General features: G+C 35.8%; 20 protein-coding genes and 1 CRISPR repeat array. Of the genes, 19 read left to right on the top strand and 1 reads right to left on the bottom strand.

Going from position 1 to position 27,000, the window contains the following annotated elements; genetic code table 11:
• Positions 1 to 2: 2 nt before the first annotated feature.
• From cmr5 to ACLGLP_RS07695, 15 genes are all read left to right on the top strand, one after another.
• A complete protein-coding gene (gene cmr5 / locus ACLGLP_RS07765; RefSeq protein ID WP_492112711.1) occupies positions 3 to 425 on the top strand; it encodes a type III-B CRISPR module-associated protein Cmr5 in 423 nt (140 codons plus the stop codon).
• Positions 422 to 1,300, top strand: a complete 879-nt coding sequence (gene cmr6, locus ACLGLP_RS07760; RefSeq protein WP_492112710.1) for a type III-B CRISPR module RAMP protein Cmr6 — start codon at positions 422 to 424, stop codon at positions 1,298 to 1,300. The genes cmr5 and cmr6 overlap by 4 nt, the downstream gene beginning before the upstream one ends.
• Before the next feature lie 10 nt (positions 1,301 to 1,310).
• Complete coding sequence (gene cas6 / locus ACLGLP_RS07755; protein ID WP_492112709.1) at positions 1,311 to 2,177, top strand: CRISPR system precrRNA processing endoribonuclease RAMP protein Cas6; 867 nt, start codon at positions 1,311 to 1,313, stop codon at positions 2,175 to 2,177.
• Positions 2,140 to 3,549 carry a CRISPR-associated CARF protein Csx1 gene (csx1, locus tag ACLGLP_RS07750; protein ID WP_492112708.1) on the top strand — a complete coding sequence of 470 codons (1,410 nt, stop codon included), beginning with the start codon at positions 2,140 to 2,142 and terminating at the stop codon, positions 3,547 to 3,549. The genes cas6 and csx1 overlap by 38 nt, the downstream gene beginning before the upstream one ends.
• A gap of 5 nt (positions 3,550 to 3,554) precedes the next feature.
• Positions 3,555 to 4,244: a hypothetical protein gene (locus ACLGLP_RS07745; RefSeq protein ID WP_492112707.1), complete on the top strand. Its 690-nt coding sequence runs from the start codon at positions 3,555 to 3,557 to the stop codon at positions 4,242 to 4,244.
• Complete coding sequence (cas2, locus tag ACLGLP_RS07740) at positions 4,229 to 4,489, top strand: CRISPR-associated endonuclease Cas2 (protein ID WP_492112706.1); 261 nt, start codon at positions 4,229 to 4,231, stop codon at positions 4,487 to 4,489. Before ACLGLP_RS07745 ends, cas2 (ACLGLP_RS07740) begins: the two co-directional genes overlap by 16 nt.
• Before the next feature lie 9 nt (positions 4,490 to 4,498).
• Positions 4,499 to 5,380 carry a CRISPR-associated endonuclease Cas1 gene (gene cas1, locus ACLGLP_RS07735; protein WP_492112705.1) on the top strand — a complete coding sequence of 294 codons (882 nt, stop codon included), beginning with the start codon at positions 4,499 to 4,501 and terminating at the stop codon, positions 5,378 to 5,380.
• A 344-nt stretch (positions 5,381 to 5,724) separates the two neighbouring features.
• On the top strand, positions 5,725 to 5,865 hold the full coding sequence (locus ACLGLP_RS07730; protein ID WP_492113742.1) for a type II toxin-antitoxin system RelE family toxin: 141 nt from the start codon (positions 5,725 to 5,727) through the stop codon (positions 5,863 to 5,865).
• A 36-nt stretch (positions 5,866 to 5,901) separates the two neighbouring features.
• Positions 5,902 to 6,150 (top strand): CRISPR-associated endonuclease Cas2, encoded by a 249-nt coding sequence (cas2, locus tag ACLGLP_RS07725; RefSeq protein WP_492112704.1) that lies wholly within the window; start codon positions 5,902 to 5,904, stop codon positions 6,148 to 6,150.
• 440 nt (positions 6,151 to 6,590) lie between these two features.
• Positions 6,591 to 13,108: a CRISPR direct-repeat array (repeat unit 35 nt; unit sequence GTTGAAACCTTCCCCGCTTCTAAGGGGATTGCGAC).
• A 249-nt stretch (positions 13,109 to 13,357) separates the two neighbouring features.
• Entirely contained in the window at positions 13,358 to 13,615 is a 258-nt protein-coding gene (locus tag ACLGLP_RS07720; RefSeq protein ID WP_492112703.1) for a hypothetical protein, read from the top strand.
• Positions 13,616 to 13,621: 6 nt separating this feature from the next.
• Complete coding sequence (locus ACLGLP_RS07715; protein ID WP_492112702.1) at positions 13,622 to 14,311, top strand: nucleotidyl transferase AbiEii/AbiGii toxin family protein; 690 nt, start codon at positions 13,622 to 13,624, stop codon at positions 14,309 to 14,311.
• A 118-nt stretch (positions 14,312 to 14,429) separates the two neighbouring features.
• A complete protein-coding gene (locus ACLGLP_RS07710; protein WP_492112701.1) occupies positions 14,430 to 14,852 on the top strand; it encodes a hypothetical protein in 423 nt (140 codons plus the stop codon).
• A 135-nt stretch (positions 14,853 to 14,987) separates the two neighbouring features.
• Positions 14,988 to 16,079 carry a hypothetical protein gene (locus ACLGLP_RS07705; RefSeq protein ID WP_492112700.1) on the top strand — a complete coding sequence of 364 codons (1,092 nt, stop codon included), beginning with the start codon at positions 14,988 to 14,990 and terminating at the stop codon, positions 16,077 to 16,079.
• 51 nt (positions 16,080 to 16,130) lie between these two features.
• Complete coding sequence (gene polX / locus ACLGLP_RS07700; protein ID WP_492112699.1) at positions 16,131 to 17,855, top strand: DNA polymerase/3'-5' exonuclease PolX; 1,725 nt, start codon at positions 16,131 to 16,133, stop codon at positions 17,853 to 17,855.
• A 7-nt stretch (positions 17,856 to 17,862) separates the two neighbouring features.
• A complete protein-coding gene (locus tag ACLGLP_RS07695; protein ID WP_492112698.1) occupies positions 17,863 to 20,166 on the top strand; it encodes an AAA family ATPase in 2,304 nt (767 codons plus the stop codon).
• A gap of 221 nt (positions 20,167 to 20,387) precedes the next feature.
• Here the strand turns inward: ACLGLP_RS07695 and ACLGLP_RS07690 are convergent, their stop codons facing one another.
• On the bottom strand, positions 20,388 to 21,800 hold the full coding sequence (locus ACLGLP_RS07690) for an IS110 family RNA-guided transposase (protein ID WP_492112073.1): 1,413 nt from the start codon (positions 21,798 to 21,800) through the stop codon (positions 20,388 to 20,390).
• A gap of 44 nt (positions 21,801 to 21,844) precedes the next feature.
• Here ACLGLP_RS07690 and tmcD point away from each other — a divergent pair, with 44 nt between their 5' ends.
• From tmcD to hmcA, 4 genes are read left to right on the top strand one after another with little or no spacing between them, the layout of a single operon-like run.
• Positions 21,845 to 23,107 (top strand): electron transfer complex subunit TmcD, encoded by a 1,263-nt coding sequence (tmcD, locus tag ACLGLP_RS07685; protein WP_492112697.1) that lies wholly within the window; start codon positions 21,845 to 21,847, stop codon positions 23,105 to 23,107.
• Between the two features lie 24 nt (positions 23,108 to 23,131).
• Positions 23,132 to 23,803: a TmcC family electron transfer complex membrane anchor subunit gene (gene tmcC / locus ACLGLP_RS07680; protein WP_492112696.1), complete on the top strand. Its 672-nt coding sequence runs from the start codon at positions 23,132 to 23,134 to the stop codon at positions 23,801 to 23,803.
• A 30-nt stretch (positions 23,804 to 23,833) separates the two neighbouring features.
• Positions 23,834 to 25,228, top strand: a complete 1,395-nt coding sequence (locus ACLGLP_RS07675) for a (Fe-S)-binding protein (protein ID WP_492112695.1) — start codon at positions 23,834 to 23,836, stop codon at positions 25,226 to 25,228.
• Between the two features lie 12 nt (positions 25,229 to 25,240).
• Complete coding sequence (hmcA, locus tag ACLGLP_RS07670; RefSeq protein ID WP_492112694.1) at positions 25,241 to 26,971, top strand: sulfate respiration complex hexadecaheme cytochrome HmcA; 1,731 nt, start codon at positions 25,241 to 25,243, stop codon at positions 26,969 to 26,971.
• Positions 26,972 to 27,000 lie beyond the last annotated feature (29 nt).

Raw genomic sequence — 27,000 nt, 5'->3', positions numbered from 1 at the left:
TCATGGCTGAAATGGAAACTTTAATAACAAAGCTTGAAAAGGGAAGAGCTGAGTTTGCATACAATTGTGTAAAAGAGGCTTTGGGTAAATTAGATGATAAAAAGAGAAAAGAATATCGCTCATATACTCGCAAAATTCCACAGATGATACTAACAAATGGATTAGGACAAACACTCGCTTTTATCTATTCAAAAAAAGATAAGGGTAATGCTTATGATTTAATTTACAAGCAATTAACAGATTATCTAAAAAGTGATTCAACTACAAGAATTAATATACCAGAGACAGCAACAGAACTTGTGGAATGGGTTATATCTCTTCCCTCATCTGAGTATCGTTATGTGACGGAAGAAATTCTGGCATTTTTAAGATGGCTTAAAAGATTTGCAGAGGGTATGATTGAGGGCGAAGGAGGTGCTGAATGAGTGTAAGACTACCAGACAAGAATAAATATTATCCAAAAGATACACAGGATATTTTAGCTTCGCTTAAGCAAATTATAGTTCCGGGAAACTGGAACTTTTATTTTTTGTTCAATATGCCTTTTATTTCAGAGGATAAAAATGGACTTCCAAACAAAATTCGAATAAATGAAAATGTTAAACAATTCAAATGGAATAAAGAGTTGTTAAAGAATTTAAAATCCAGAAAAGAAAAATTGATGCAAAGTTTGGAGCTTGCAGGTTTTAAAGTTGAGAGAATTGAAGCCATCTGCAACTGGCGCCTTATTATTGGTCTTGGTGCTTCACATCCTCAGGAAACATCAATGACTCTTCATCACATTTATGGTATTCCTTATATTCCAGGAAGTGCAATAAAGGGGGTTACGAGGCATTGGGCGATTTTAAAATTTTCTGAGGAAAAAGCAAAAAGTGAGGGTAAAGATTTCCTTGAAGTCGTTAAAGAAATTGCGAATGCCCTTGAAAGTGGGAAGGAAATAAACTTAGAAGTTTACGGAATTAATTTTAGGCAATTGATTGAAATCTTCGGAACACAAAAAAAACAAGGGGAAGTTATTTTTATGGATGCCTTTCCAGTTGAAAATATAAATTTAAAGATTGACATAATGAACCCTCACTATCCAGATTACTATGGAAAAGGAAAACCACCTGCTGACTGGCAGAATCCAAATCCTATTAAATTTTTAACGGTAGAAAAAACTAATTTTTTATTTGTTTTAGCTTCAAAAGAAGAAAAATTAGTTGAATCTACCTTAAAACTACTCACAGAAGCTTTAAAAGAACATGGAATTGGTGCCAAAACTTCCTTAGGTTATGGAATTTTTCATATTAGTGGTTGATTGTATATAAATGCCCATTAAATTTACGCTACGCTTTAGGCTGAAACCTAATCCAAAGTATAAAGATAAAACTGATTTTCTAATTACTCCTGATGTGCTTCATGGCTTCTTCTTTAGTTTGTTACCAGAAAAACTTGCTGAGGAGCTTCACCAAAAAACTCAATATCAACCCTTTGCAATCTGGGCTCCTCAAATCTTTAACAAAACCAAATTCCTAAAAAAAGAAAATTCAAACTCAGAAAAAACTTACAACTTTAATCTAACTATTTCCTTTCTTAAAGAGGAACTTTTTTCTCCTTTTTTGTTAGGTCTTTTTGAAAATTCAAAATCCTATTACCTTGGTCCTTTTATAGCTGAACTTGTGCTTTTACCTGGCTCAGTTATTCTAAGAGATCAATATTGCAATTATGATGATTTTCTTCAAGTAAATTGTAAACCCTATTTATACTTTAAATTTATTACTCCAACGGTTCTTAAGAAAACTGGTAAAGATTTAGCTGAACCTGAAGCATACACTATTTTTAAAAGCCTTATACAAAAGTGGAAATATTTTTCTCCTTATGGAATAAATGTAAACTTAAAAAACGTTTTAGAAAATGGTATTAAAGTAGTTTATCATAAAATTCGTCAATCTAAGATTCTTTTTTCCTTTGGAAATAAGATTTTGACTTTCAGAGGAGAAGTTCTTTATTCTTGTGAAGGGGCTTCAGAAGAGGAGTTGAGGTGGCTCTGTGCTCTTTCAGCTTTTTCTGAATTCGCAGGAGTTGGAAGAAAAACCACTATGGGGCTTGGCATGGTCTCTTTTAAAGCCATGGATTCACCAGAGGAGGTGCTAAGCCATGGAGAAAGCCCTAATTTTACAAATAGGTCGCTTTGATAGGAATCTTGAGGAAAATGTTAATTTTGAAATTGAAGGAAAACGGTATGCCTATCCCTTAAGTTCCTTTGCCTTAAAAGACCATCTGCAAGAAAAAGGAAAGATTGCCAAGGTCCACCTTCTTTTTCCTGTAAGTCTTTACTTAAATAAAATTGCTATAAGCGACCTGAAGAATAAAGCTGAATATCAAGAACTTGCAGAAAAACTTGAAGCCCTTTTTTCAGATTCTAATGAAAGAAATAGATTTTTTACCAATCCAGCAGAGTATTATGCCTTACATCCCCATCGTAAGTATTTTGATTCCTTTTCAGTTATTCATAGTGTAGGAACATACGACCATATTACCTTTGATACAGAGTTTTCTTCCCTCGTTTTTGAACTCTTTTTAATTTTAGTTAATCAATACTTAAATGAGCCTTTTAATGAGCTTTATCTTGACATATCAACTGGACAGAATATCTATGTAACTGCCCTTCTTGAAGCAGGAAGATTCTTCCTTGTCTTTAATAATCTTCAGAATTTTCTTCGTAACTCACCTGTTGATGCTTACATAGTCTCTTCAGACCCTATTTTGGGAAGAATTTCACCAGAACAGGTTTTTAAAATTTACCCAAATTATCCCTTTAAGGTCAAGGCTTTCTTTTCAGCTCCCCTTGAACCTGAAAAAACTTCTCTTGAGTACCCCAGAGCTTTTTCTCAACTTTCTAAAAATATTGCTAACCTTTATGCCAGTGGAGATAGAAAATTTAAGCAAAAACTTAATGAAATGCTTAGCAAAGCTTATTTCTTTTACTCAGCTCTTAAAAATAATACTCCTCTTATGTTATATCTTGATGCTTATCACAATCCAGATGAAATAAAGAGCTTTATTAATACTCTTGTGCAGCTTTTCAACGAACAAATTTGTAAAAATTATCTTAACTTAATTATTTCTGAAGTTGACAAATTAAGAAATATACTTCTTATGCTTGCTCTTTATCGTGGTATTTCAATCCTTCTTTCATTTAAAAATATCTCACCTAAAGATGAAATTGCTGTTAGTGAATTGGAAAATCTTTTTGCCTCAGATGAAGATTCTCTTTACTATTATTTTGGGCTCTTTACACATAGACCTTATTTATCTAGCGAAATAAAGAATAATTTCAAAAAAGAAAATATAGTATCAAAGTTCAAAGATACTTTTACCTTATTAAGGGAATATATCTCTGGTGAAGGTCAGGATAAAGATATTGATAATAGAAATTTTCTTGCCCATTGTGGTTTTGAAAGAAATTGTGTTGAAGTAAAAAAGATTAATGATGAAATTTACTTAAGATACACTTCAGATAAAGAAAAAAGAAAGAAAATTATAGAAATTTTACTGGAAAATTAATTTTTATGACTAAAAAGTTTGCCATATATTATGGACAACCTTTAAATCTAACTCTTGATACTATAGGGCTTCTTTGCTTTAAAGAAAATCCCCCTGATGATGGTTTTAATTACAAAAGATTGAAAATTTTTGTTCTCAAAAAGGAAAATTTTAAAAGAAAATATGAAAATTTTAAAACTTTATCTCCTCAATTTGAAGAGAAACTTTATAAGTTTTTCTTTAATTATTCGGAGTTTCGCAGAGAATATACAAAAGTTATTTATTCTTCTCTCAATTATCGGTCTTACAAACTTTACGAAAGGTCTTATCCAGAATATTTATCTTTTGATAAACTTTTAAGGGAGGCATCAGCCCTTATTGAAGCTTATTATTCTTATTACAGCATTGCAGTGTCTATTCTTACCTTTTTATTTTTCTCAAAAATTGGTTTACCCAGTTCAATTCCTAAAATAGTAGATACCCTTTACGGATACGATTTTCTTGACGACTTTTTCTTTCCTGTTGCCTTTCCTTTTATTTGTTACGAATCTACCAATGATCTTTTATATAACTTAAAACTTGAAGACCCCCTTCATATCTTTTATACTTTTGTGTCTTTTCTTCTTTGGAAAAGGGCTAAAGTTTACTTAAAACTTCCTTATTACAAACTATATAATTTAGGAGTTAATAAGCACGATTTATGGATTACCTTGTAGTTTACGACATAAAGAATCATAAAGTAAGAAATAAGGTTTCTCGGATTTTACAAAAATTTGGCTACCGTATTCTTTACAGTGCCTTTTTTCTCAAAGACCTTTCTCGGGAAAAGCTTAACTTTCTTTATGAGGAAATCTCAAAGCTTGTTGACCATAAAACTGATAGAGTCTTTTTCTATCCTGTAGATGAGCCTGAGATTTTTAAAGGTTATCCTCTTGAACCCTGGAAAATTTTCGTTATTTAAGGTTTTTCTGTGAAACAAACGCTAATTATTTTTAGTGATTATGTCTCTCTAAGCCGTAAAGCAGATCGTCTTTTAGTTGAAACTCCAAAAGAAAAGTTTCCCTTTCCCTTAAGTAATCTTGATGGAGTTTTAGTTTATGGGAAGGCAAAGATCACTTCTGAGGCTCTTTCTCTTCTTGCAAGAAACCGTATTCCCCTTATATTTCTTACACAGGGAGGAGGTATCAAGGCTTTAGTTATTCCTGCTGATGGCTCTTACGGCTATAATGCGAGACTTACTCAAGCTTATCTCTTTTTCACTAAAAGACTTGAGATAGCCAAATATCTCGTTAAAAGAAAACTTCTTGAGATAGAATATGCCTTTGATCTTGAGCTTGAAGAGGAAAAGCTTAAAGTGAGCAGGGTAGGGGACTATAAGGCTCTTCTTGGACTTGAAGGAACTGCATCAAGATCTATGTTTGAAGCCTTTTCCCAGATGATTAAAGAGTCTTCCTTTACCTTTACAGAGCGAACCTATAATCCTCCTCAGGATGAAGTAAACGCCCTTTTGAGTTTTCTTTATACTCTTGGATTTAACCTTACCCTTGGAACTATTCTTATAAAAGGTTTTGACCCTTACATTTCCTTTTTACATTCTAAGAGAGGAGAACATCCTGCCTTTGCCTCTGACCTTGTGGAGATTATCAGACCCTGGCTTACCCGCCTTGCAGGAGAGCTTATTCAGGAGGGAAGAATAACTAAAGGGGACTTTACAAAGACAGAAAAAGGAATTTACCTTGGGAAGAAAGGAGCCTCCATAGCGCTTGAAGCCCTTAATCCCAAAAAAGAAGAGTATATAGCTCTCATGAAGGAGTTTCTGCTTGAACTTGAGGAATTTAGAAAAAAGGGGTAAATTAAAATTAAATTCTTTGGGATTTGGGGGTGATGTGTGATGAAAGAACTTGATTTTTTTTAATAAATTGGATAGCGAAGATAAGCAAAAGATTATTTATTTTTGTAAAATACTATTAAAGCAGAAGAAATATAAAAAGTTAAAAAAGAATTAGAAGAAAGATTAGATGAGATTGAACGAGGAGAGGTTTTAACCCACGAAGAAGTATGGAAAGATTTAGATGTTTAAATTTTATACGCTAAAGGTGTGTTAAAAGATATCAAAAAAATTAATAAAGAAGACAGATTAAAAATTAAGAGTGCAATAGAAGAATTAAAAAATTTTTCAAATATCACTAATATTAAATATTTAAAAGATATTTAAAAGAGCATCCTTTAGCAGAATATAGGTTAAAAGTTGGGAACTATAGAATTTTATTCAATGTGAATTGGGAAAAGAAAGAGATTTATATTCTTAAAATAGGACATAGAAAAGAGGTTTATTAAAGAAATAAAAATTGATAACAAAACTGGGATAATTTTATGGCTTTAAGGATAGTGCTTTATGATTATGAGACTGAGAAGGTTAGGGGGAAGGTAAGGAAAAATCTTAAAAAGATAGGGCTTCATGCTCAATGGAGTGTTTTTGAAAGCATTGAGAAATTTGAAAAAATTTTGTCTAATTTACTTGAAGAGGAGGGAAGTTATAGAGTGGCGGTATTTAGAGTAAGACCAGATGGAGAAATAAAGAAAATAGGAAGAGAATGGGAAAAAATAAAGTGTGTTATTTAAAAATAAAACAGTTTAAAAACTTGACACAATTTTAAAAATGTGTTATTAATTTAATAACATTTAGCTGATCTTTGAAAATTGGGTTTTAGCTGGGGCGGGGTTTTAGATTCTTTTTTTGAGGGGGTAATTTTTTAAAAATTCTATCTATTTTCAGGTAAAGAAATAAAGAATTTTTTAGAAAAATTGGCTTTTTGTGTTAGGATTGATGGGATTTTTAGGGGGTATAGATTAGCGGTTGAATTTGAGAATAAGTTGCAAAAAGCCAGTTAAAGGGGTATGGTTTTAAGTTATTGATTTTGTGTTAAAAGTTTAGTTAAAAATTTAGACTTTCAGAGGTTTTGCGCATTAGATTTAGTGAGGGATTTAAGGGGTAGATTTTTGAAGTTGTATTTGTTCTAAAATTCACAAAATAGTATTTATGAGAGGTGCACGGTAGTAGGGTTGAAACCTTCCCCGCTTCTAAGGGGATTGCGACGATTGAAGATATACCTTTAGATACGAGCGCTTTCTATTCTGTTGAAACCTTCCCCGCTTCTAAGGGGATTGCGACAGGCCACCATACAATCGCCTTTATATTCTTCCAATTCCCAGTTGAAACCTTCCCCGCTTCTAAGGGGATTGCGACCATAAACAAAACCATTTTCATAAATGCCCTTTGGTATAAGTTGAAACCTTCCCCGCTTCTAAGGGGATTGCGACTTGGATAACTCGCTTTTCCCAATTTTCAAGTTCTTTCCGTTGAAACCTTCCCCGCTTCTAAGGGGATTGCGACCAAAATAACGAAGGTTCCCAATGTCATCTGACCTTGAGTAAGGTTGAAACCTTCCCCGCTTCTAAGGGGATTGCGACATAAATGTATTGTCGTTTATCCAATGAAGAAAATTTTTCACGTTGAAACCTTCCCCGCTTCTAAGGGGATTGCGACACAACGACCGCCGGAATCGGACCGGCCGGTCGCTTTTGTGTTGAAACCTTCCCCGCTTCTAAGGGGATTGCGACTTGTTTCGGTTCTATTACGGTTTGTTACGGTTTGTTACGTTGAAACCTTCCCCGCTTCTAAGGGGATTGCGACCAAAAGGCTTTCCGTGAGAACAATTCGGTTCATTTTTAAACTGGTTGAAACCTTCCCCGCTTCTAAGGGGATTGCGACTTTATCGTTTCTACTTCGTTAAATGGCCACTTTGCAAGTCCAGTTGAAACCTTCCCCGCTTCTAAGGGGATTGCGACAGGTAACTGGTGGATTCCAGGCAGTCTTGAATTTGAGTTGAAACCTTCCCCGCTTCTAAGGGGATTGCGACTAAATTCCTAAATCTTACCCCATAAATAACCAATTGGTTGAAACCTTCCCCGCTTCTAAGGGGATTGCGACAAAATATCATCTGCATAATTCTTAAATTTAACTTCTTCTAGTTGAAACCTTCCCCGCTTCTAAGGGGATTGCGACACACTTCTTCTTCCCACCAATCACCACCGCACCGAGTTGAAACCTTCCCCGCTTCTAAGGGGATTGCGACCCTCCCTTTTGTTAGAATTTTCCGTTTGAACTTAGACAAGAGTTGAAACCTTCCCCGCTTCTAAGGGGATTGCGACTTTCAACTCCTGAACCGGAATACAACCGATTCAGGAGTTTCAGTTGAAACCTTCCCCGCTTCTAAGGGGATTGCGACGGGAAGACTTCTGTCCTGATGGTGGTCAAAATTGTTGTTGAAACCTTCCCCGCTTCTAAGGGGATTGCGACTTTTTTCCCTCCTTGTTTCTTATCAGGCGGACAATTCAGGTTGAAACCTTCCCCGCTTCTAAGGGGATTGCGACTTAACTTCTGAAGTTATTTGATTTTGGAGACTTTTTGTTGAAACCTTCCCCGCTTCTAAGGGGATTGCGACTTAACTTCTGAAGTTATTTGATTTTGGAGACTTTTTGTTGAAACCTTCCCCGCTTCTAAGGGGATTGCGACCCGAAAGCAGGGAAGTATTTCTTAACAACTCCGATGTTGAAACCTTCCCCGCTTCTAAGGGGATTGCGACCATTTCAGAAATAAATTCTCTTGCTTCCTCTGGGATACCGAGTTGAAACCTTCCCCGCTTCTAAGGGGATTGCGACAACAAATTATCGCCCTCCTCAACTCTTCATCTTCTAGTTGAAACCTTCCCCGCTTCTAAGGGGATTGCGACCATTTCAGAAATAAATTCTCTTGCTTCCTCTGGGATACCGAGTTGAAACCTTCCCCGCTTCTAAGGGGATTGCGACAACAAATTATCGCCCTCCTCAACTCTTCATCTTCTAGTTGAAACCTTCCCCGCTTCTAAGGGGATTGCGACACTTATTTTTGTTTTTTCCTCGTACCTCATCAGTGTTGAAACCTTCCCCGCTTCTAAGGGGATTGCGACATTAATCACCGGATGTCTTTCAACAAACTCAAAATATTCGTTGAAACCTTCCCCGCTTCTAAGGGGATTGCGACCCGCACCCTTCTTTTCCTCCGACAATCCCGTCGTGTTGAAACCTTCCCCGCTTCTAAGGGGATTGCGACCGCTGATGACTGCCTCCGTACCTAAAACCCACCATCAGTTGAAACCTTCCCCGCTTCTAAGGGGATTGCGACTTGACAGATGGGCAGTAGATACCTGCCCATCTGTCAGTTGAAACCTTCCCCGCTTCTAAGGGGATTGCGACAGTGATTGGTTCACTCGTTATAAAATCATTTTCAAATGTTGAAACCTTCCCCGCTTCTAAGGGGATTGCGACATCATAGCTCCACCTCCCTCCTACTGTTTTTTTTTGTTGAAACCTTCCCCGCTTCTAAGGGGATTGCGACAACAAGGTAAATGTCAGTATTCCACAGATCCCTCGTTGAAACCTTCCCCGCTTCTAAGGGGATTGCGACTGAAATGGGTATAAGTTCTATAGTCCATTTGATTTTATGTTGAAACCTTCCCCGCTTCTAAGGGGATTGCGACGAGTTGAATAGTGATTTTTCTTTGAGAAGAGTATCGAGTTGAAACCTTCCCCGCTTCTAAGGGGATTGCGACGGGAGCAGAATTCCCCTCTCCAAGAGGAGTTCACCCGTTGAAACCTTCCCCGCTTCTAAGGGGATTGCGACCAATAATTTGGCTTTTACCTGCTGTGTAGTTTGTTGGGTTGAAACCTTCCCCGCTTCTAAGGGGATTGCGACGCTTATAAGCTTAGCTCCCTTTAAAGAATTTATGAGTTGAAACCTTCCCCGCTTCTAAGGGGATTGCGACCAATAAATAATGTCTTTAGGTTCAAAATTAAAAGATTTGTTGAAACCTTCCCCGCTTCTAAGGGGATTGCGACACAATTTGATCCCAATCCTCTTTTTGAGCAATATCCCGTTGAAACCTTCCCCGCTTCTAAGGGGATTGCGACAAAACACTAAACTGTAATTTGAAGAAGTTCCTGTTAAGTTGAAACCTTCCCCGCTTCTAAGGGGATTGCGACATCTCTGAAATTTCTGACAATCCAGTATAAACAGTTGAAACCTTCCCCGCTTCTAAGGGGATTGCGACTAAACATTGGGGGAACTGGACGCACATACGAAAAGGAAGAGTTGAAACCTTCCCCGCTTCTAAGGGGATTGCGACACAATTTGATCCCAATCCTCTTTTTGAGCAATATCCCGTTGAAACCTTCCCCGCTTCTAAGGGGATTGCGACAAAACACTAAACTGTAATTTGAAGAAGTTCCTGTTAAGTTGAAACCTTCCCCGCTTCTAAGGGGATTGCGACATCTCTGAAATTTCTGACAATCCAGTATAAACAGTTGAAACCTTCCCCGCTTCTAAGGGGATTGCGACTAAACATTGGGGGAACTGGACGCACATACGAAAAGGAAGAGTTGAAACCTTCCCCGCTTCTAAGGGGATTGCGACAATATGTCTCCTTCAATGTCTTTAAATTCCAATTTTTCAAGTTGAAACCTTCCCCGCTTCTAAGGGGATTGCGACAAAGAATTAAAAGTAAATCTTCTAAGGAAATTCCTATAAGTTGAAACCTTCCCCGCTTCTAAGGGGATTGCGACTTTTTTTTCATTTATTTCCTCTTCATTACCTTCAAAACAAAGGGTTGAAACCTTCCCCGCTTCTAAGGGGATTGCGACAGGTAAATGCTGTGACTTCCAAGAAAGTAATTTGTTGAAACCTTCCCCGCTTCTAAGGGGATTGCGACCGGTCCTTCCCTGAATGTTCTTCCCCACCCTTCCCACCAGTTGAAACCTTCCCCGCTTCTAAGGGGATTGCGACATAAACAAATAAACAAATCAAACATACCACTAAAAGGTTGAAACCTTCCCCGCTTCTAAGGGGATTGCGACACTCTGGCTTTTGCATTTCTCCTTTCAGCCTTGTTAGTGTTGAAACCTTCCCCGCTTCTAAGGGGATTGCGACTTCAAAATCTTTTTTTGTTTGGATAACTCTCATCTTGTTGAAACCTTCCCCGCTTCTAAGGGGATTGCGACCAGAAAAACTATCGTATTTTACTTGCCACTTCTCAAGTTGAAACCTTCCCCGCTTCTAAGGGGATTGCGACCTGGTGATATGGAGTTCGAAGTTGCAGGAGAAACTTGTTGAAACCTTCCCCGCTTCTAAGGGGATTGCGACTTACTTTCTGTGGTTATTCCTGCCCTTATTTTTTTTGCGTTGAAACCTTCCCCGCTTCTAAGGGGATTGCGACTTTGACTTTTAAGGTGACCCGGGGCCGGATTTGAACCGGGTTGAAACCTTCCCCGCTTCTAAGGGGATTGCGACTAGTGCATCTGAGTATTTTTTGTTTCGTGTTCAGAAGTTGAAACCTTCCCCGCTTCTAAGGGGATTGCGACTTGTTTTGCCATCCTAACTCCTAAAGTTTTTTTTGTTGAAACCTTCCCCGCTTCTAAGGGGATTGCGACTTTAATACTTTGTGTAGCTTGTTGTTGTTGTGTCATGTTGAAACCTTCCCCGCTTCTAAGGGGATTGCGACACAGAATAGGTTTTCTCCTGAAACAGTTTCTGTAGTTGAAACCTTCCCCGCTTCTAAGGGGATTGCGACATCTTACCACCTCCTTTAGTTTTTTTGTTTTTTCTGGTTGAAACCTTCCCCGCTTCTAAGGGGATTGCGACTCTAATATTAAAATAGCTTTTATACAACCAGTAATTAGTTGAAACCTTCCCCGCTTCTAAGGGGATTGCGACACAGAATAGGTTTTCTCCTGAAACAGTTTCTGTAGTTGAAACCTTCCCCGCTTCTAAGGGGATTGCGACAATTATTTCTTGTGGTTCAAAATTGAAACTTCTTCTAATGTTGAAACCTTCCCCGCTTCTAAGGGGATTGCGACTTTCTTCTTCTGTGTTTTCCTTCAATTTTTTATAAGTTTGGGTTGAAACCTTCCCCGCTTCTAAGGGGATTGCGACTCAAAGAGGTTTATTTTGCAGTTGGTTGAGGTGTTGAAACCTTCCCCGCTTCTAAGGGGATTGCGACTGGATATGGGCTCCCAAAGGAAACCTATCTCCCTTTATATGTTGAAACCTTCCCCGCTTCTAAGGGGATTGCGACTGGATATGGGCTCCCAAAGGAAACCTATCTCCCTTTATATGTTGAAACCTTCCCCGCTTCTAAGGGGATTGCGACAAATCTATCTCTTTTCATCAATCTTAAAAATTTCTAAAAGTTGAAACCTTCCCCGCTTCTAAGGGGATTGCGACCAAACCACCTTCTCTCTATCCCCATCCCTACAAACTCTAAGTTGAAACCTTCCCCGCTTCTAAGGGGATTGCGACACGCTTCGTCATACTCCTTCTTCAAAAGCTCCAAATCGGGTTGAAACCTTCCCCGCTTCTAAGGGGATTGCGACTTTGAATTTTGAATTTTTTTGGATTTTTTGAATTGATTAAGTTGAAACCTTCCCCGCTTCTAAGGGGATTGCGACAAATCTCTCAAAACTTATGTATGCAATTGGAAATCCTCTAGGTTGAAACCTTCCCCGCTTCTAAGGGGATTGCGACATGTAAAATATTTCCTAATACTGTAATTCCATCTTTATCTTTAGTTGAAACCTTCCCCGCTTCTAAGGGGATTGCGACTTTGAATTTTGAATTTTTTTGGATTTTTTGAATTGATTAAGTTGAAACCTTCCCCGCTTCTAAGGGGATTGCGACAAATCTCTCAAAACTTATGTATGCAATTGGAAATCCTCTAGGTTGAAACCTTCCCCGCTTCTAAGGGGATTGCGACATGTAAAATATTTCCTAATACTGTAATTCCATCTTTATCTTTAGTTGAAACCTTCCCCGCTTCTAAGGGGATTGCGACTTCAAAATTGTTTAATGGAATGTTTTTTTCAAAAGAATATGTTGAAACCTTCCCCGCTTCTAAGGGGATTGCGACTTTTTATTTTTGTCATTTTTACCTCCTTAGTTTATTTAGTTGAAACCTTCCCCGCTTCTAAGGGGATTGCGACATGAAAGAATGTCTCCTATAGTCCTGAAGGCACAAATCAAGTTGAAACCTTCCCCGCTTCTAAGGGGATTGCGACAATGAAATTTACATTTCTAATTCCATTTTCCTGATTGTGTTGAAACCTTCCCCGCTTCTAAGGGGATTGCGACTTAAACCCAAAAGAATTAAAGCCAAAAAAGATTTTAAAAGTTGAAACCTTCCCCGCTTCTAAGGGGATTGCGACTCCAATTTTGAAACAATTCACAGATTAACCAGGGGTTGAAACCTTCCCCGCTTCTAAGGGGATTGCGACCCAATTTCCTTTTACACAATTCACAATCTCCGATAAAATTGTTGAAACCTTCCCCGCTTCTAAGGGGATTGCGACTAATAAGGCTCTCCTTGACTGTAAACTTCAAAATAGTTGAAACCTTCCCCGCTTCTAAGGGGATTGCGACTTGTTGGGTGATAGAAGTGAATTAGAAACCCATATAAGTTGAAACCTTCCCCGCCTTTAAGGGGATTGGAAGCCTTTCTGAAAAGATAAACTTTTTCAAATAACTATCATTCTGGGGGCTGGTTATCCCGTAATTGCGCATTTTCAAATTACTGAGTGGACCATAAAGAGCCCTTGTGCGTTCCAGTGGTAGACCAGCCCCCAGCCTAATTTATTTTCCTTTTCTTTAAAAACTCAATTTTTGCTTGACATCCTCTTGAAAATTTTTTAAAGTAATTCTGAGACCGAGATTAGAAGGCCGAGATTAAAAGGGTTAAGAAGAATGAGTATTGCTATAAGTGTGAATGCTTCTTACGCTGAAATCTGGGACGAAAAAAAACTTGCTGAAATAATTAAAAATTTTATTCCTCCTCAATCTGAAAGAATTTATGTTCTTTTTACTGAAATTCCCCTTCAACTTTTGATTAAATTCTGTTATGACAATGACATTCCTTTGGAGCTCCTGAAAACCTATTACGAAAAATATATAAAGCCCGTTTATAGAAACCAGGAACTGGAAGAATATCTTTATGAAAAATAAGTTTTTATGAACTCTTTAGATAAAATCGTTAAAAATTTGAAAATTGCTCTGGAAATTATAAAACAGGTTAATCTTCCTTATGAAGAGTATGGATGGGGAGGAGGCTCTGCCCTTGCCTTTAAATTTCATCACAGGTTTAGCAAAGACATAGACATTTTCCTATATGACCCTCAATGGCTTGGCTTTTTAACACCCCGACTTAATGATGACATAGAAAAACTTGTCAAAGATTACCTTGAAGGTCCAACCTTTTTGAAATTATATTTTTCAGACTTTGAAATAGATTTTATCATTTCAAGAAATCTAACTGGAATTCCTAATGTTTTTGTAGAAATCGAAGGTTATAAAGTTCCTGTAGAGTCTGAGGTAGAAATTATTGCCAAAAAAATTTTTTACAAGGGATTATCATTAAAAGTAAGAGACATAATTGACATAGGAACAGTATATGAAAACAAGAGCCCTGATGAAAGAAGGGATATGATTAAAATATTGGCTAAAATGAAATTGATTCCTAAGCCAACAGAAATCCTTTTTAAAAATCTCAACAGATTTAAAACAGAAATTGACGAAAAGAATTTAAAAGAATTGTCTTTAGAAAAGCCTATAACAATAAAAGATTTTTTACACTTTGTTGAATTAACAGAGGAATTGATCAAGAAAGTGTCAGACGAAGCTGCTAAATTAAGGAGCAAGTAAATTGAGAGAGCAGGGTTTTTTTTTGAGGGTAAGGCATTTTTTTTGTCAGAATTTTTTCAAAAATCTGATTATATTTATAATTAGAAAAATAATAGAGAAAGCAAAGTGAGGGAGTAAAATGGAAGTCTTCGTCTTTTTCATCATAGCTCTCATTGTCTACATCCTTGCCAAAAATTATCAAATAGACTCAGATTCCTCAAGTAAGCCCTTCCATCGTACCCAGACTTATGATGACGATGGCTGTTACACCTCAAGAGCGTTTTGGGCCCCAACTTGTCCTCTTTATCACATTCTACACGATGACGATTGTATTTCCTCTTCAAGCTCTATCACTTCTTCAAGCTTTACCACTTCAGACGATAGCGACCTTTCCCGTGCTTTCTGGGATCCAACTCATCCTCTTTATCACTCTTTTCACGATGATTACACTTCCACTTCGTCCTCCTTTGATGACTGGTCTTCAAGCTCATCTTCTTGGGATGACTGGTCTTCTTCCACCTGGGATGATGACTGGTCTCGCTCTTCATCCTGGGATGACTAAAAATTTTAAGTGTCAGATTTTTTAAAAATTCTGAATTTAATTATATAAGTAGTTTCTAAGTGTTCTTTGAAAAGTGAATAAAGCACAAAAATTTATAAAACATAAAAATCTTAAAAAACAATAATAGGAGGGGGTATGGAAGAAACTGAAATATTTAACGAGCTTGAAGGAGAACTCTCTCAGACTTTAAAAGGGGAGTTCTCCGATGAGCTCAAAGAAGAAATATCTAATAAAGAAGTAACGAAGCTTTCCGAAGAAATTAAGGAACTGGGAAGAGAATTTAAGGAAGGAGGGAAAACATCAGAAAAAAGAGTAAACAAGGCTCTTCCTCTCTTCAAAACCTTCAGAGAAGTTGAGTATATACCTGAGCCCTGTAAAGAGTGTAAAAGTTTGGATCTTACAAGAAAAAAAGGTATTGAGGCTAAAGTAATTGGACTTAGACTTGAAAGTCCGATTGGACTTTTTATTCTTGAGGGTTGCAATTTAAAGCTTCTTTGTGCTTATAAAAAGAAAACCTTTGTTTTAAAATGTTTGCCTATTGATATTAATGGAGTGATTGATGTGATAGCAGATCTTGAAGACTGGCTTTACGGTATTCACAGGGAGATAGACGATTCTTACTTCTGGGAAAAGTTTTCTGTAGATGAAGAGGGGCTTCAATTTGCTAAGGAGATTATTAAAAAGGTGCTTCTTTTTGGAGAAGAAGAAAAAGCAATGAAAGCTCTTGAAAGTTTTCCGTTTCCGGCTCACTTTAATGAAGTTTTTGAAGCCTTTGCAGAAGTTTCTCCTTATGGAACTCTTGTTTTCCCATACATGGCTTCAATTCTTTGCACCGTTAAAGCTGACGAAAGTATAAAAACAGAAGAAGAGACCGGAGTTATAAAGACTGAAGAAGAACTCGAGGAATTTTTTTACAAATTTTTTACCAGACCTTATGAAAACATTGATACATGTTTTATGGAAATGAGAGGTAAAGAGCACGAAATAGGGATTTGTTATTGTATTGCAAAAAGACACCATGCTATCAGCTTTGGAAGTGTAAAAATTGAGTTTTTTGAAAGAATAAATAAAAAATCAGGTAAAGGTCCAATTCAAATGCTTTATGGATTAACCCATGCACCTTTAATTAACGCTATGGGAGACATTCTCTATGCTATACTAACAACCGGACAATCAAAAGAAAACATTTATAAAGTTTTAAACGAGCTATATCAAAAGTATTTGTAAAAAATCAATTTTTACTTGTAAACTCTGAAAAATGTTTTTAAATAAAGATTGATGAAAAATAAAGAAGTAGCAGAAATTTTTAATAGGGTTGCTGCGCTTTTAGAAATAAAAGGAGATAATCCCTATAGAATAAGGGCATATCAGAGGGCAGCTCAAACCATTGAAGCACTTACTACAGATGTTGAAGAGTTAGCAAAGCAAGGGAAATTAGAAAAACTTCCTGGAATTGGTCCAGATCTTGCCGGAAAAATAAAAGAAATCTTAAGAACAGGAACTCTATCTCTCTACGAAGAGCTTAAAAAAGAAATTCCCTTAGTGTTGTTAAATTTTTTAGAAATTCCTGGTCTTGGTCCAAAAAAGGTAAAAGTTCTTTATGAAAAACTCGGAATTACCAGTATAGAAGAACTTGAAAAAGCCTGTAAAGAACACAAAATAGCTAAACTTCCTGGTTTTGGCTGGAAAACAGAAGAAAACATCTTAAAAGGTATAAAACTTTTTAGAGAAAAAACCGGGAGAAGACCACTTGGAGAGGTTTTGCCTTTAGCTGAGGAAATTATTGAAATTTTAAAAAGAGAAAGCCCGGTTGAAAACATCGCTGTTGCAGGAAGTATTAGAAGAAGAAAAGAAACTGTTAAAGACATAGACATTCTCATTACTTCAGTTCAACCAGAAAAGGTAATGAAAAAGGTTACGGAGCTTCCTTTTGTTGAAGAGGTAATAGCCTTTGGAGAGACAAAAACAAGTGTTAGATTAAAAACAGGAATTCAAATGGATGTAAGAGTGGTTGAGCCAGATTCCTGGGGAGCAGCCCTTGCTTATTTTACCGGCTCAAAAGCTCATAATATAAGAGTTAGAGAATTGGCTTTAGAAAAAGGACTCAAAATAAACGAATACGGAGTTTTTAGAGGAGAAAAAAAGATTGCAGGAAAGACAGAAGAAGAAGTATATGCCTCTATAGGATTGCCTTTTATTCCTCCTGAATTAAGAGAAGATAGAGGAGAAATAGAGGCTGCACTCAATAAAAGTTTACCAAATCTCGTTGAATACGACGAAATTCTTGGGGATGCTCATGTTCACTCTAAATACAGTGATGGAACTGCAAGTTTAGAAGAAATAATAGCAAAAGCTGAAAAATTGGGTCTTTCCTGGGTTGCTGTTTGTGATCACTCTCAAGGGTTAAAAGTAGCAGGTGGAGTTCCAATTGAAGACCTTTTCAAAAAGAAAAGGCACATAGAAGAATTAAACAAAAGGTCTCAAAAGGTTAAGCTCATTTTTGGAGCAGAGGTGGATATCCTTTCTGATGGAACTCTTGATTATCCTGATGAAGTGCTTGCTGAAATTGATTTCGTAATTGCTGCCATTCACACGGGTTTTCAGCAAAGCGAAGAACAAATTACTAATAGAATAATTTCAGCTTTAAAACACCCTTTAGTTCACGCTATCGCTCATCCAACAGGAAGAGTTTTAGGAGAAAGAGAGCCATACGCAGTTAACATGCAAAAAGTTATAGAAGTTGCGTCTCAATACGGTAAAGCTCTGGAAATAAATGCATATTATAAAAGGCTTGATTTGGATGATATAAACGCAAGAGCAGCAAAGGAAAAAGGGGTTCCTTTAATTATAGGAACAGATGCACACTTTATAGATCAGATGGAATACTTACCATTGGGGACTGCTGTAGCAAGAAGAGGATGGTGTGAAAAAAAGGATATCTTAAATACTCTAACTTATGAAGAATTTATGGGCTGGCTCAAAAAAGTAAGAAATAGAACCTAAATTAACCTTGCAATACTTAGAAATAAAGGATATCTATACTCACAATTTAAAAGGTTTTAGCTTAAAAATTCCTCTGAATTCTTTAGTAGTAGTAACAGGACCTTCTGGATCTGGGAAAAGCTCACTTGCGATAGATACTATTGCTGAAGAAGCTAAAGAAAAGCTTTTTCAAATAATGAATTATTCCCAGGAGACAACGCTTAGCAAAATCCCCAAAGCTAAATTTGTATCCTCAATACCACCTGTAATAGCAATGACTCAAGGTGTAAAAACCTGGTATCCCTATAAAACTGTAGGGGAGTTTCTTTCTCTTTATCAGGTTTTGAGACTGCTTTTTGAAGAATTTGGAGAATATAAATGTTTTAATTGTGGAAAACTAAATAGGATTAGCACGCTAAACAAAGCTATAAGCTGGTATCAGAACTTAAAAGAAGGAGAAAAATTTTATTTACTTCTTCCCCTCCCAGAAACAACCCCAAAAGCTATAGAATTTCTGATCTCTCAAGGTTATACCAAATACATGATAGATGAAGTAGTAATAGATCTTTCTGAAGAAAAAATGCCAGCTAAGTTTGATAAAATCTATCTTTTGCTTGATAGAATGATAAAAGAAAAGGGAAGTTTAGAGAGATTTGTAGAGAATTTAAGAATAAGTATTGGCTTAAATCAGGGAAGAGTAGTTATAAAGTTTTTAGATGGAGAAGAATACTTTTTTAATCTCAGAGCTATTTGTCTTAATTGTGGAAGTCAGCTTGTAACAGAATGGATAAAGTGTAGAGTTTGCCAAGGACATGGATATAAGGGTAAAGTAGCTTGCGAAAATTGCAAAGGTTTAAAATTAGATCCTCTAATACTTAAAAGTAAACTATTTGAAATAACTCTTGAGGAGTGGCTGAATCTATCTTTAAAAGAGTTTTATAATTATTTAAAAAATTTAAAGATTTCTGAAGGTCTAAGTTCTTGGCTTGAATCTATATTTTTTAAATTAGAAAAAGCTAATTTTCTTGGAATAGATTATCTTAAGCTTTCAACCCCTCTTTTTGAGCTTTCAGTGGGGGAAAGAAAACTTTTAGAAATACTTCTTATTTTTAGCGTAAACTTAAACGGAATTCTTTATATATTAGATGAGCCAACCCTTGGATTAGACATAGAAAGAAAGAAAAAACTTCTTACGATTCTGAAAGATTTAATAGAAAGCGGTAATTCTGTAATTTTAATAGAGCATGATCCATACATGATTCAAAATGCAGACTATATAATAGAGCTTGGACCTGAAGGAGGAGAAAAAGGAGGATACTTAATAAAGGCAGATTTTAAAGAAAAGTTTTTTAAAGAACCTTATACTCTAACCTCTGAATATTTGGCAGGGAAAAGAAAACTTAAAAGAGAGATTTTACAAGGAAAAAGAGATCTTCTTGAAGTATTTATAGAAGAAAAAGAAGTAAGGTTGTTAAAAAATGGCATAAATTTAATTTATGGGAAAGTAGGTAGTAAAAAAACTTATTTTTTTAACAAATTATGTGAAGTTTTAGAAAAAAAGGGAGAAAAGATTCTTAAAGTTGAGGCAAAAGAAATTAAGGGAAAAAGCGATTTAGTTGTTAGTTATACCGGAATATGGGATGATTTGAGAGAAATATTTGTGAAACTTCCTTCTGCAAGAATGAAAGGGCTTACAAAAAAGAACTTTAGTTTTTACGCTAAAGAGGGGATGTGTTCTTCTTGTAAGGGAAAAGGAAAGAAAATTTGGGAAACTGAAAATTTAAAAGTGAGTTATATCTGTGAGGAGTGCCTTGGAAAACGCCTAAATTCTGAAGTATTAAATCTTACTTATAAAGGTTTTAAAATCTCAGAGATTTTAGATTTTACTATAGATGAGGTAGGAACTTTGTTTAGTAATGTTTATCAAATAAGAGAAAAAGTTTGGCTACTAAAGGAGCTTAACCTTTCTTATTTGAGATTAGGACAAGAAATTAACGAACTTTCAGGAGGTGAAAGAAGCAGACTTTTTATAGCCAAAAAATTTTTGGAAAAAAGTAAATTTGACTACATCTTTTTAGAATTTCCTTTGCAGGGATTACATTTAGAGGATGTTAATCGTTTCTCAGATTGGTTAAATGCTTTTAAAAGAAAAGGAGTTAGTGTAATAGTTTTAGAAACTAATCCGTTTGCTTTCTTTTTATGTGATTGGTTAATAGAGGTTGAGAATGGGGAAATTAAATTTACAGGTTTTTTGGAGGAGTGGCTAAAAAGATTGGAAAAAGAGAATTTTGAAAGGGAGATATATTTTTATAAAAAATTTTTTGATTATTGAATTTAGTTGTTTTTCTAAATTTTTAAAACAAATTTAAACAAAAACTGAAAAAGCATTAAAATTTTAAATTTTAAAAAAATTTTTAGATTTATACAAGAAATATTAAGTTTTTTTAGCTTTTATGTGCTCTTGACTTTTTAAAACTAATTTTACAAAATTTAGTTTTTAAAGGTGAATTTTGCTTAGAGGAGTCAACTATCGGAAAATAGGGTAGAAAAATGTTAAACATGGCAAACACCTTCCACCGAAATATGCTTTATTCCTCTTGTAGAAGGAGCAACCAATTCAGGTTTAAAAGTTTCTCCTTTTCTCAACATTGCAAAAATTACTCTTATCAGCTTGTTTGCAAGAGCAATCATAGCCTTTCTAGCACTTCCAAAAGCCTCTTTCTTTCTTCTCCAATACTCCCAAAAAACTTTGTTCCAATTCTTAACTCCATAAGCCATCTGGTAAATAATATCCCTCAAATAAGGGCTACCTCTCTTAGATATTCCTTTTCGGCTCTCCCACTTTCCAGATTGTTTTATTACTGGCTCAAGCCCAGCATACTTTATGAGCTTGGAAGCCTTGCTAAACTTTTTAATATCTCCAATCTCAGCCAAAAATCTGTTAGCAAGATTTTTAGAAATTCCTTTTATAGAACTGATAAGTTCTCTTTCTTTAGGAGACCAATTTTTGAGAGTTTCATCAAGGAAAGTTTCAAGTTCGGCTATTTTTTCCTGAAGAAAGAAATATTCTTTAATGTGAACTTTGAGAGTAGCCTCATAACCTTTATGAGGGATGCCGATAGAGTTTTTGGCAAGGGTTTTAAGAGTTTCTGGAGTAATGGAAGGTTTTCTACCTTTTTCGGAGGTCTCAAGAAGGAAATGATGTATTCTTTTAAGAGGTGCTTTTGCAATATCCTTAGCAGAGGGGAGGTAAAAAAGCATAGTAAGGATGGCTTTAGAGAAGATTTCAACATTTTTCTCAAGTTCTGGGAAAAGGACGGAGAGGCAGGCTTTGATTTGAGTTTTTGTTTTAGCAAGTTCTTTTGTGAGTTTTTGGAGGGTTCTTGCGATGATTTTAGCATCATCTGGGATGGGAGAAGGTTTAAGAAGTTCTGGGTTTTTGAGGGCAAAGAGAGCAAGGAGGAAGGCATCTTTGGGATCAGTTTTAGAAGGAGAAGTAGCCTGATGATATTTAGCAAACTGATAGATGAATTTTGGGTTAACAATGAAGGGTTTAAAGTTTTCGGAGATGAGAAAGGAAGCAAGAGGGATGTGGTATCTGTTGGAAGATTCCATAATAATAGTTACGGGGTTAAGAGTTTGAAGGGTGGAAAGAAAATCTTGAAAGCCTTCAAGGGAGTATGGGAAGGTTCTTCGGCTGATAATTTGAGCTTTTTGGTTGATGATACAGGTTGTGAATTGATTTTTAGAGACATCAATACCGATGTAGTACATAGGCAACCTCCTTGTTATAGGAGTTTTAGTGAAATAGTCCCTCACTCCATCCTCCCGTGTGGCAAGGGCTTTAGAGCCCAACCAACTTATTCGGAGTGGAGGGACAGAGGGACAGACTCCTCTGCGGGCTTGATAGCCCAGAAAAAATGGAGTTCTTGTCCCTCGCCTTTTAAAATTTTGAAACTTAACCATGGTTATATTATAAACTAATTTACTGCAGGAGGGGGAAATTTCTAATGAAAGAAAGCTGGGATTGGGAAACAAAAGAGAAGGTAATTGCAGATATAAATGAATGGAAAGAGAAATACATTGATGTAAGAGAGCTTACTCCTTCTCCTGATGGCGAAAAAATTGCAGGGATAGTTCAGCCTGAAACAAGAAGGTTTACGCTTTGTGTAAATGGCGAAACATGGGAAGATCTTTTTGACAGGATGTATTCTCTTAGGTTTAATTTAGATAATCAACCTATTTGTCTTGTTTATAGTGATTATCAATGGACTGTTGCCATAGGGGATAAAGGTGAGACAAGGTGGGAAAATACTTTTGATATGATGTGGAATTTAACTTTGAGTGCTGATACAAAAAGTATAGCAGTAAACATAAGAACATCTGAGATGACAAGTGGCGTTTGTTTAAATGATCAACCTTGGGAGGAGACTTACCCAGAGATTCAGGGTCTGGTGATGAGCTCAGATGGAACTAAAGTTGCTTCATGTGTGCAGATAAATCAAAGAAGGGAATTGGATATTTTCTGGTTTTATGAAAAAAATTTTACTATAGCTATAAATGGCAAAGCTTGGGATAATTCTTTTCTTTATCTTTGGGGACCAATCTTTAGTGATGATGGTAATCATGTAGCAGCTTGTTTAATGACAGATTTAGCGAAATATACTATTGTGGTAGATGGAAAACCTTGGAGTAAAGAATTTAGTGGATGTTGGGAACCTATCTTTGTTCCTGGAAGTTCAGATGTTATTGCACCTGTTCAGACTCCAGAAGGTTGGACTTTAGCTAAAAATGGAGACCCGATTTGGCCTTATTTTATACAGGTATGGAAACAAAGATTTAGTCCTGATGGTAAAAAGTTAGTGGCTGTTGTTGCAGTGGATGTAGGGAAATGGACGGTAGCTGTAGATGGAAATCCTTGGAAGAATACCTTTAATCAATTAGTTGCAGATCCTGTTTTTAGTCCAGATGGTAAAAGGATTGCAGTAGCATTTAAACATAATGAAAAATGGAGTATTGCAGTAGATGATAAAGTTTGGGATGAAACATTTGATATAGCTTGGGATCCTGTATTTTCTCCTACAGGAGAAAGAGTTGCAGCAAGGGTTGAAAGGGATGGGAAATACTACATTGTGGTTGATGGTAAGATAGGTAAAGAAGCTTATGAATGGGTTTGGGATCCGGTATTTAGTCCTGATGGTTCAAAGCTTCTTGTAAGATGTATTAAAAATGGTAAATACTGTAGAAAGATATTTTCCGTAAATGAGATATAAATAAAATATAAAGAGGGATGAAGCATGGGATTTTTAGAGAGTACAGCTTTATATACCTTTTTAAGAGGTCCTATGGTATGGATAACTTTTATAATTTTTATTTTGGGAAGTATTTATAGGATTTATACCCTAATTGATCTTGCTAAGAAAGAAAAGGTAATTTTTCCTTTTATCAACATAAAAGCAGCTATAAAATCATGGCTTCATTGGTTAATACCTTTTGGTTCAAGAAGCTGGAGACTAAGACCTTATTTTACTATTTTTACCTTTGTTTTTCATACAGGGCTGATTTTTGTTCCTATTTTTCTTTATGCTCATAATGCCTTATGGTATGAATCTTGGGGTATTTCTTGGTGGACTTTACCAGAAAATATAGCTGATGTTTGGACAATTTTTGTAATAATTGGCTGTATCTTTTTTATTGGCAGAAGAATATTTGATCCAACGGTTAGATTTGTAACAGATTATTCTGATTTTATCTTTGTTTTTATCTGTCTTTTTACCTTTTTAACAGGATTTTTAGCTCATTATCACTTAGTATTACCCTATAAAGCTATGTTAAATCTTCATATATTATTTGGGGAAATTATGCTTATTAGTATTCCCTTCACAAGGCTTACTCATATGTATTACTTCTTTATGACAAGAGCGTATATGGCTTCTCAGTTTGCACTTTGGAAAACAAAAGATTGGTAAATATAGAATATAAGAGGAGGTGTTTTAGGAATGACTACAAAGCCTGCTACTAAAGAGGGTGAAGAAAAAGAGTTGTATGTAAGTCCTTATATTCCTGGGTATGTAAGAGAAGTAATAAAAGACCCTGGGCTTGATGAGACTTATTTGAGGTTGACTCCTGAAAAAATAGAAAAAGCCTATAAAGCGGTTTTTGGTAAGCAAACAGCAAGAATTAAGGCGATTATAGAAACCTGTATGCATTGTGGGCTTTGTGCAGAGGCTTGTCAATGGTATTTATCCAATGATAGAGAACCTACTTATGCACCTGTTGCAAAGGTTAAGATGACAGCTTGGGAATTAATAAAAAGGGAGGGGAAAGTTGAACCTGGTCATGTAAAAGACATGTCAAGGATTGTATTTACTGAATGTAATATATGCCATCGCTGTAGTATGTATTGTCCTTTTGGTTTGGATATAACTTTTATTATTGGATTGGTAAGAAGGTTCTGTTTTATTTTGGGAGTTGTTCCTCAGCGTCAATTTGATCAAGCTCAGGCACATATAGTTAGTTTAAATCAGGTATGGATGACCCAAAATGATTACTTAGATACATTATTCTGGAGAGAAGAAGAAGGAATATATGAACTTAAGAATTTTACTATTCCTATTGATAAAGAGGCTCCAGAGGTTATATGGTTTCCTTTGGGAGCGGAACCGAAAAATGGACCCTATCATATAGATAGAATTGCTAAGATATTTCAAGTTGCAGGAGTAAACTGGACGATGGTTTCTCAAGATGCATGGGATTGCAGTAGTATGTCTATGTTTGTGCGTGACTTTTTTACAATGCAAAGAATTGTTAGGGGTTTATATGAAAATGGGTTGCGATTGCGAGCAAAAAAATTAGTATTAACAGAGTGAGGGCATCCAAGATTTGCCACCAGTATGGTGGCACCACCAATGATGGGATATAAAGAATTACCTTTTGAAGTTATGCATCCAGGAGAGTTTTATTACGAACTTTTAGTTAGTGGGAAAATTAAAATAGATCCTGCAAAGAAAATAAAAGAACCCGTTACTTTGCAGGATCCTTGCAATGTTATAAGAAGAGCAGGTGCTGCTGAAAAGTTTAGATATGTTGTGCAGCAATGTTGTGAGGATTTTAGAGAGATGTATCCTAATAGAGAACACAATTTCTGTTGTAATGCAGGAGGTGGACTTGCTGCGTTAGCTCAGTGGGCATCTCATAAGGCAAAGGGTAATAGGGTGAAAGCAGAACAAATAATGGCAACAGGAGCAAAAATAGTAATTACTCCCTGTCATAATTGCAATACAGGAATTAAAGATGTTATAAAATATTGGAATTTGCCAGTTAAAACTATGTTTTTTGATGAATTAATTGTTAATACTATGTATATTCCTGAGGAATTACAACCTGAAGCATAGAGGGGTAAAAATATGAAAAAGACTACCTGGATTTTAATAGTAATTGCGGGCTTAATTTATCTTCTCCTTATAGTTTACGGAATAAATAAGGTTTATACTGCACCTATTTCGCCTATAAAAGAAGCAATTGTGACTGAACCTCAAAACAAGGTTCTTATTGCACATACTGAGTTATTTGGAGCTCTTGAAAGACCTCCTGTAATTTTTGATCATCAAAAGCATGTAGAAGCAATTAAAAAAGAAGGGAAAAAAGAATGGGAAACCTGTAATGTTTGTCATAGACCAAAAAAGGAAGAATTAACAAGAATTAAAAAGGAAGATGAAATAATAAAGGAAAAGAAAATAGAAAAAAGAGATGTTTTAGTGTTTGAGTTTCCCAAGAAAGAGGTGAAGTTAGAAAAAGAGGCTTTGAAAAAGGCTTATCATGATGAGTGTATAGGGTGTCATAAAGAAAAAATGAAAGAAAAGAAAAAGACAGGTCCTATTACTTGTGGAGAATGTCATGTTAAAGGAAATGAACTTGTTAAAATAAAATACCCCTTAGTAGAGTTTGATTTTAAGCTTCATTATGACCATGAAGGAAAGTTGAAAGAAAGGACAGGAGAAAAGGATTGTGGTCTCTGTCATCACATCTATGATTTAAAAGAGAAAAAGTTAGTTTATCAAAATGGAACAGAAGAATCTTGTTATTATTGTCATGATTTAAGTAAAAAGAAAAGAGGTCCTGAACTTTCTCAGATAGTGAAGATTGCCTCTGAAAAGAGACTTTCTTATCAGAAGACAGCTCACGAAAGGTGTCTTAGCTGTCACATAAAAATTAACAAAGAGATGGAAGTTAGCAAAAAGAAGGAAGAAAAGTTACCACCTTTAGAATGTGTTAAATGTCATACAGGAAAGTATAGAACTGTAGAAGATCTTAAAAAAGTGCCTCGCCCAGATAGAGGGCAGAAAGAGACAGCTTTTATAGAAATAAAAGATGCCAAAATGAAAGGTGTTCCTTTTAGTCATAAAAATCACGAGTATTACCATAAGACTTGTAGAGTATGCCATCATGAAAGATTGAAAGCTTGTAAAGATTGCCATAAGTTAGAAGGGACTCCTGAAGGTGGCTGGGTAAATATAGTTGATGCCTATCATGCTGTTTTTTCAGAACATAGCTGTGCAGGGTGTCATAATAAAGAAAAGTGGAAAAAGGATTGTGCAGGATGTCATAAATTTATCCCGTTAATGGATGTTAAGGCAAAGGAGCCAAATAAAGAGGTTTGTGATAGGTGTCATACTGGTAAAAAAGAAGTTATTCTTCCTTCACCACTTTCTACAGCAAATCTTGATCCAGAGGTAGTTAAAAAAGAAATTAAAATAAAAGTTTTAGAAAAAGAATTTGAACCTGCAGATTTTCCGCATCGTAAGATTATAGATAAGTTAGTTGATATTTCAAACAAGAGTAATTTAGCCAGATATTTTCATAACGACTTAAGGATGCTTTGTGAAGGATGTCATCATCAAAGAAAGGCTCCCGCTGAAGCTAAAAAAGATACACCTCCTTCTTGTCAAAATTGTCATCCTAAGTATTTTAATCCTGTAAATCCAAATAAATTAAAATTACAGTCTGCTTATCATGTGCAATGTATAGGTTGTCACGATGCTATGAGACTTGAAAAACCAACACATAGATGCACTGATTGCCATAAAGAAAAAAAACCAAGACCTGTGCCAAAAGATATACTTGGTATAAAAAATTAAGAAAGGAGTGAAAAATGTATATATTTGAG

The organism is Caldimicrobium sp. SLHALR3, from assembly GCF_058692735.1.
The sequence above is the reverse complement of the archived record's forward strand: the minus strand, read 5'-3'. Positions and strand labels throughout refer to the sequence as shown.

Bases quoted from the DNA above. Each gene is read 5' to 3' on its own strand.
- cmr5 (WP_492112711.1), top strand. From the start codon at position 3: ATGGCTGAAATGGAAACTTTAATAACAAAGCTTGAAAAGGGAAGAGCT.
- ACLGLP_RS07715 (WP_492112702.1), top strand. From the start codon at position 13,622: ATGAACTCTTTAGATAAAATCGTTAAAAATTTGAAAATTGCTCTGGAA.
- tmcD (WP_492112697.1), top strand. From the start codon at position 21,845: ATGAAAGAAAGCTGGGATTGGGAAACAAAAGAGAAGGTAATTGCAGAT.
- ACLGLP_RS07745 (WP_492112707.1), top strand. From the start codon at position 3,555: ATGACTAAAAAGTTTGCCATATATTATGGACAACCTTTAAATCTAACT.
- cmr6 (WP_492112710.1), top strand. From the start codon at position 422: ATGAGTGTAAGACTACCAGACAAGAATAAATATTATCCAAAAGATACA.
- ACLGLP_RS07705 (WP_492112700.1), top strand. From the start codon at position 14,988: ATGGAAGAAACTGAAATATTTAACGAGCTTGAAGGAGAACTCTCTCAG.
- tmcC (WP_492112696.1), top strand. From the start codon at position 23,132: ATGGGATTTTTAGAGAGTACAGCTTTATATACCTTTTTAAGAGGTCCT.
- ACLGLP_RS07690 (WP_492112073.1), bottom strand. From the start codon at position 21,800: ATGGTTAAGTTTCAAAATTTTAAAAGGCGAGGGACAAGAACTCCATTT.
- cas2 (WP_492112706.1), top strand. From the start codon at position 4,229: ATGGATTACCTTGTAGTTTACGACATAAAGAATCATAAAGTAAGAAAT.
- cas6 (WP_492112709.1), top strand. From the start codon at position 1,311: ATGCCCATTAAATTTACGCTACGCTTTAGGCTGAAACCTAATCCAAAG.
- ACLGLP_RS07710 (WP_492112701.1), top strand. From the start codon at position 14,430: ATGGAAGTCTTCGTCTTTTTCATCATAGCTCTCATTGTCTACATCCTT.
- ACLGLP_RS07720 (WP_492112703.1), top strand. From the start codon at position 13,358: ATGAGTATTGCTATAAGTGTGAATGCTTCTTACGCTGAAATCTGGGAC.
- csx1 (WP_492112708.1), top strand. From the start codon at position 2,140: ATGGAGAAAGCCCTAATTTTACAAATAGGTCGCTTTGATAGGAATCTT.
- polX (WP_492112699.1), top strand. From the start codon at position 16,131: ATGAAAAATAAAGAAGTAGCAGAAATTTTTAATAGGGTTGCTGCGCTT.
- cas2 (WP_492112704.1), top strand. From the start codon at position 5,902: ATGGCTTTAAGGATAGTGCTTTATGATTATGAGACTGAGAAGGTTAGG.
- hmcA (WP_492112694.1), top strand. From the start codon at position 25,241: ATGAAAAAGACTACCTGGATTTTAATAGTAATTGCGGGCTTAATTTAT.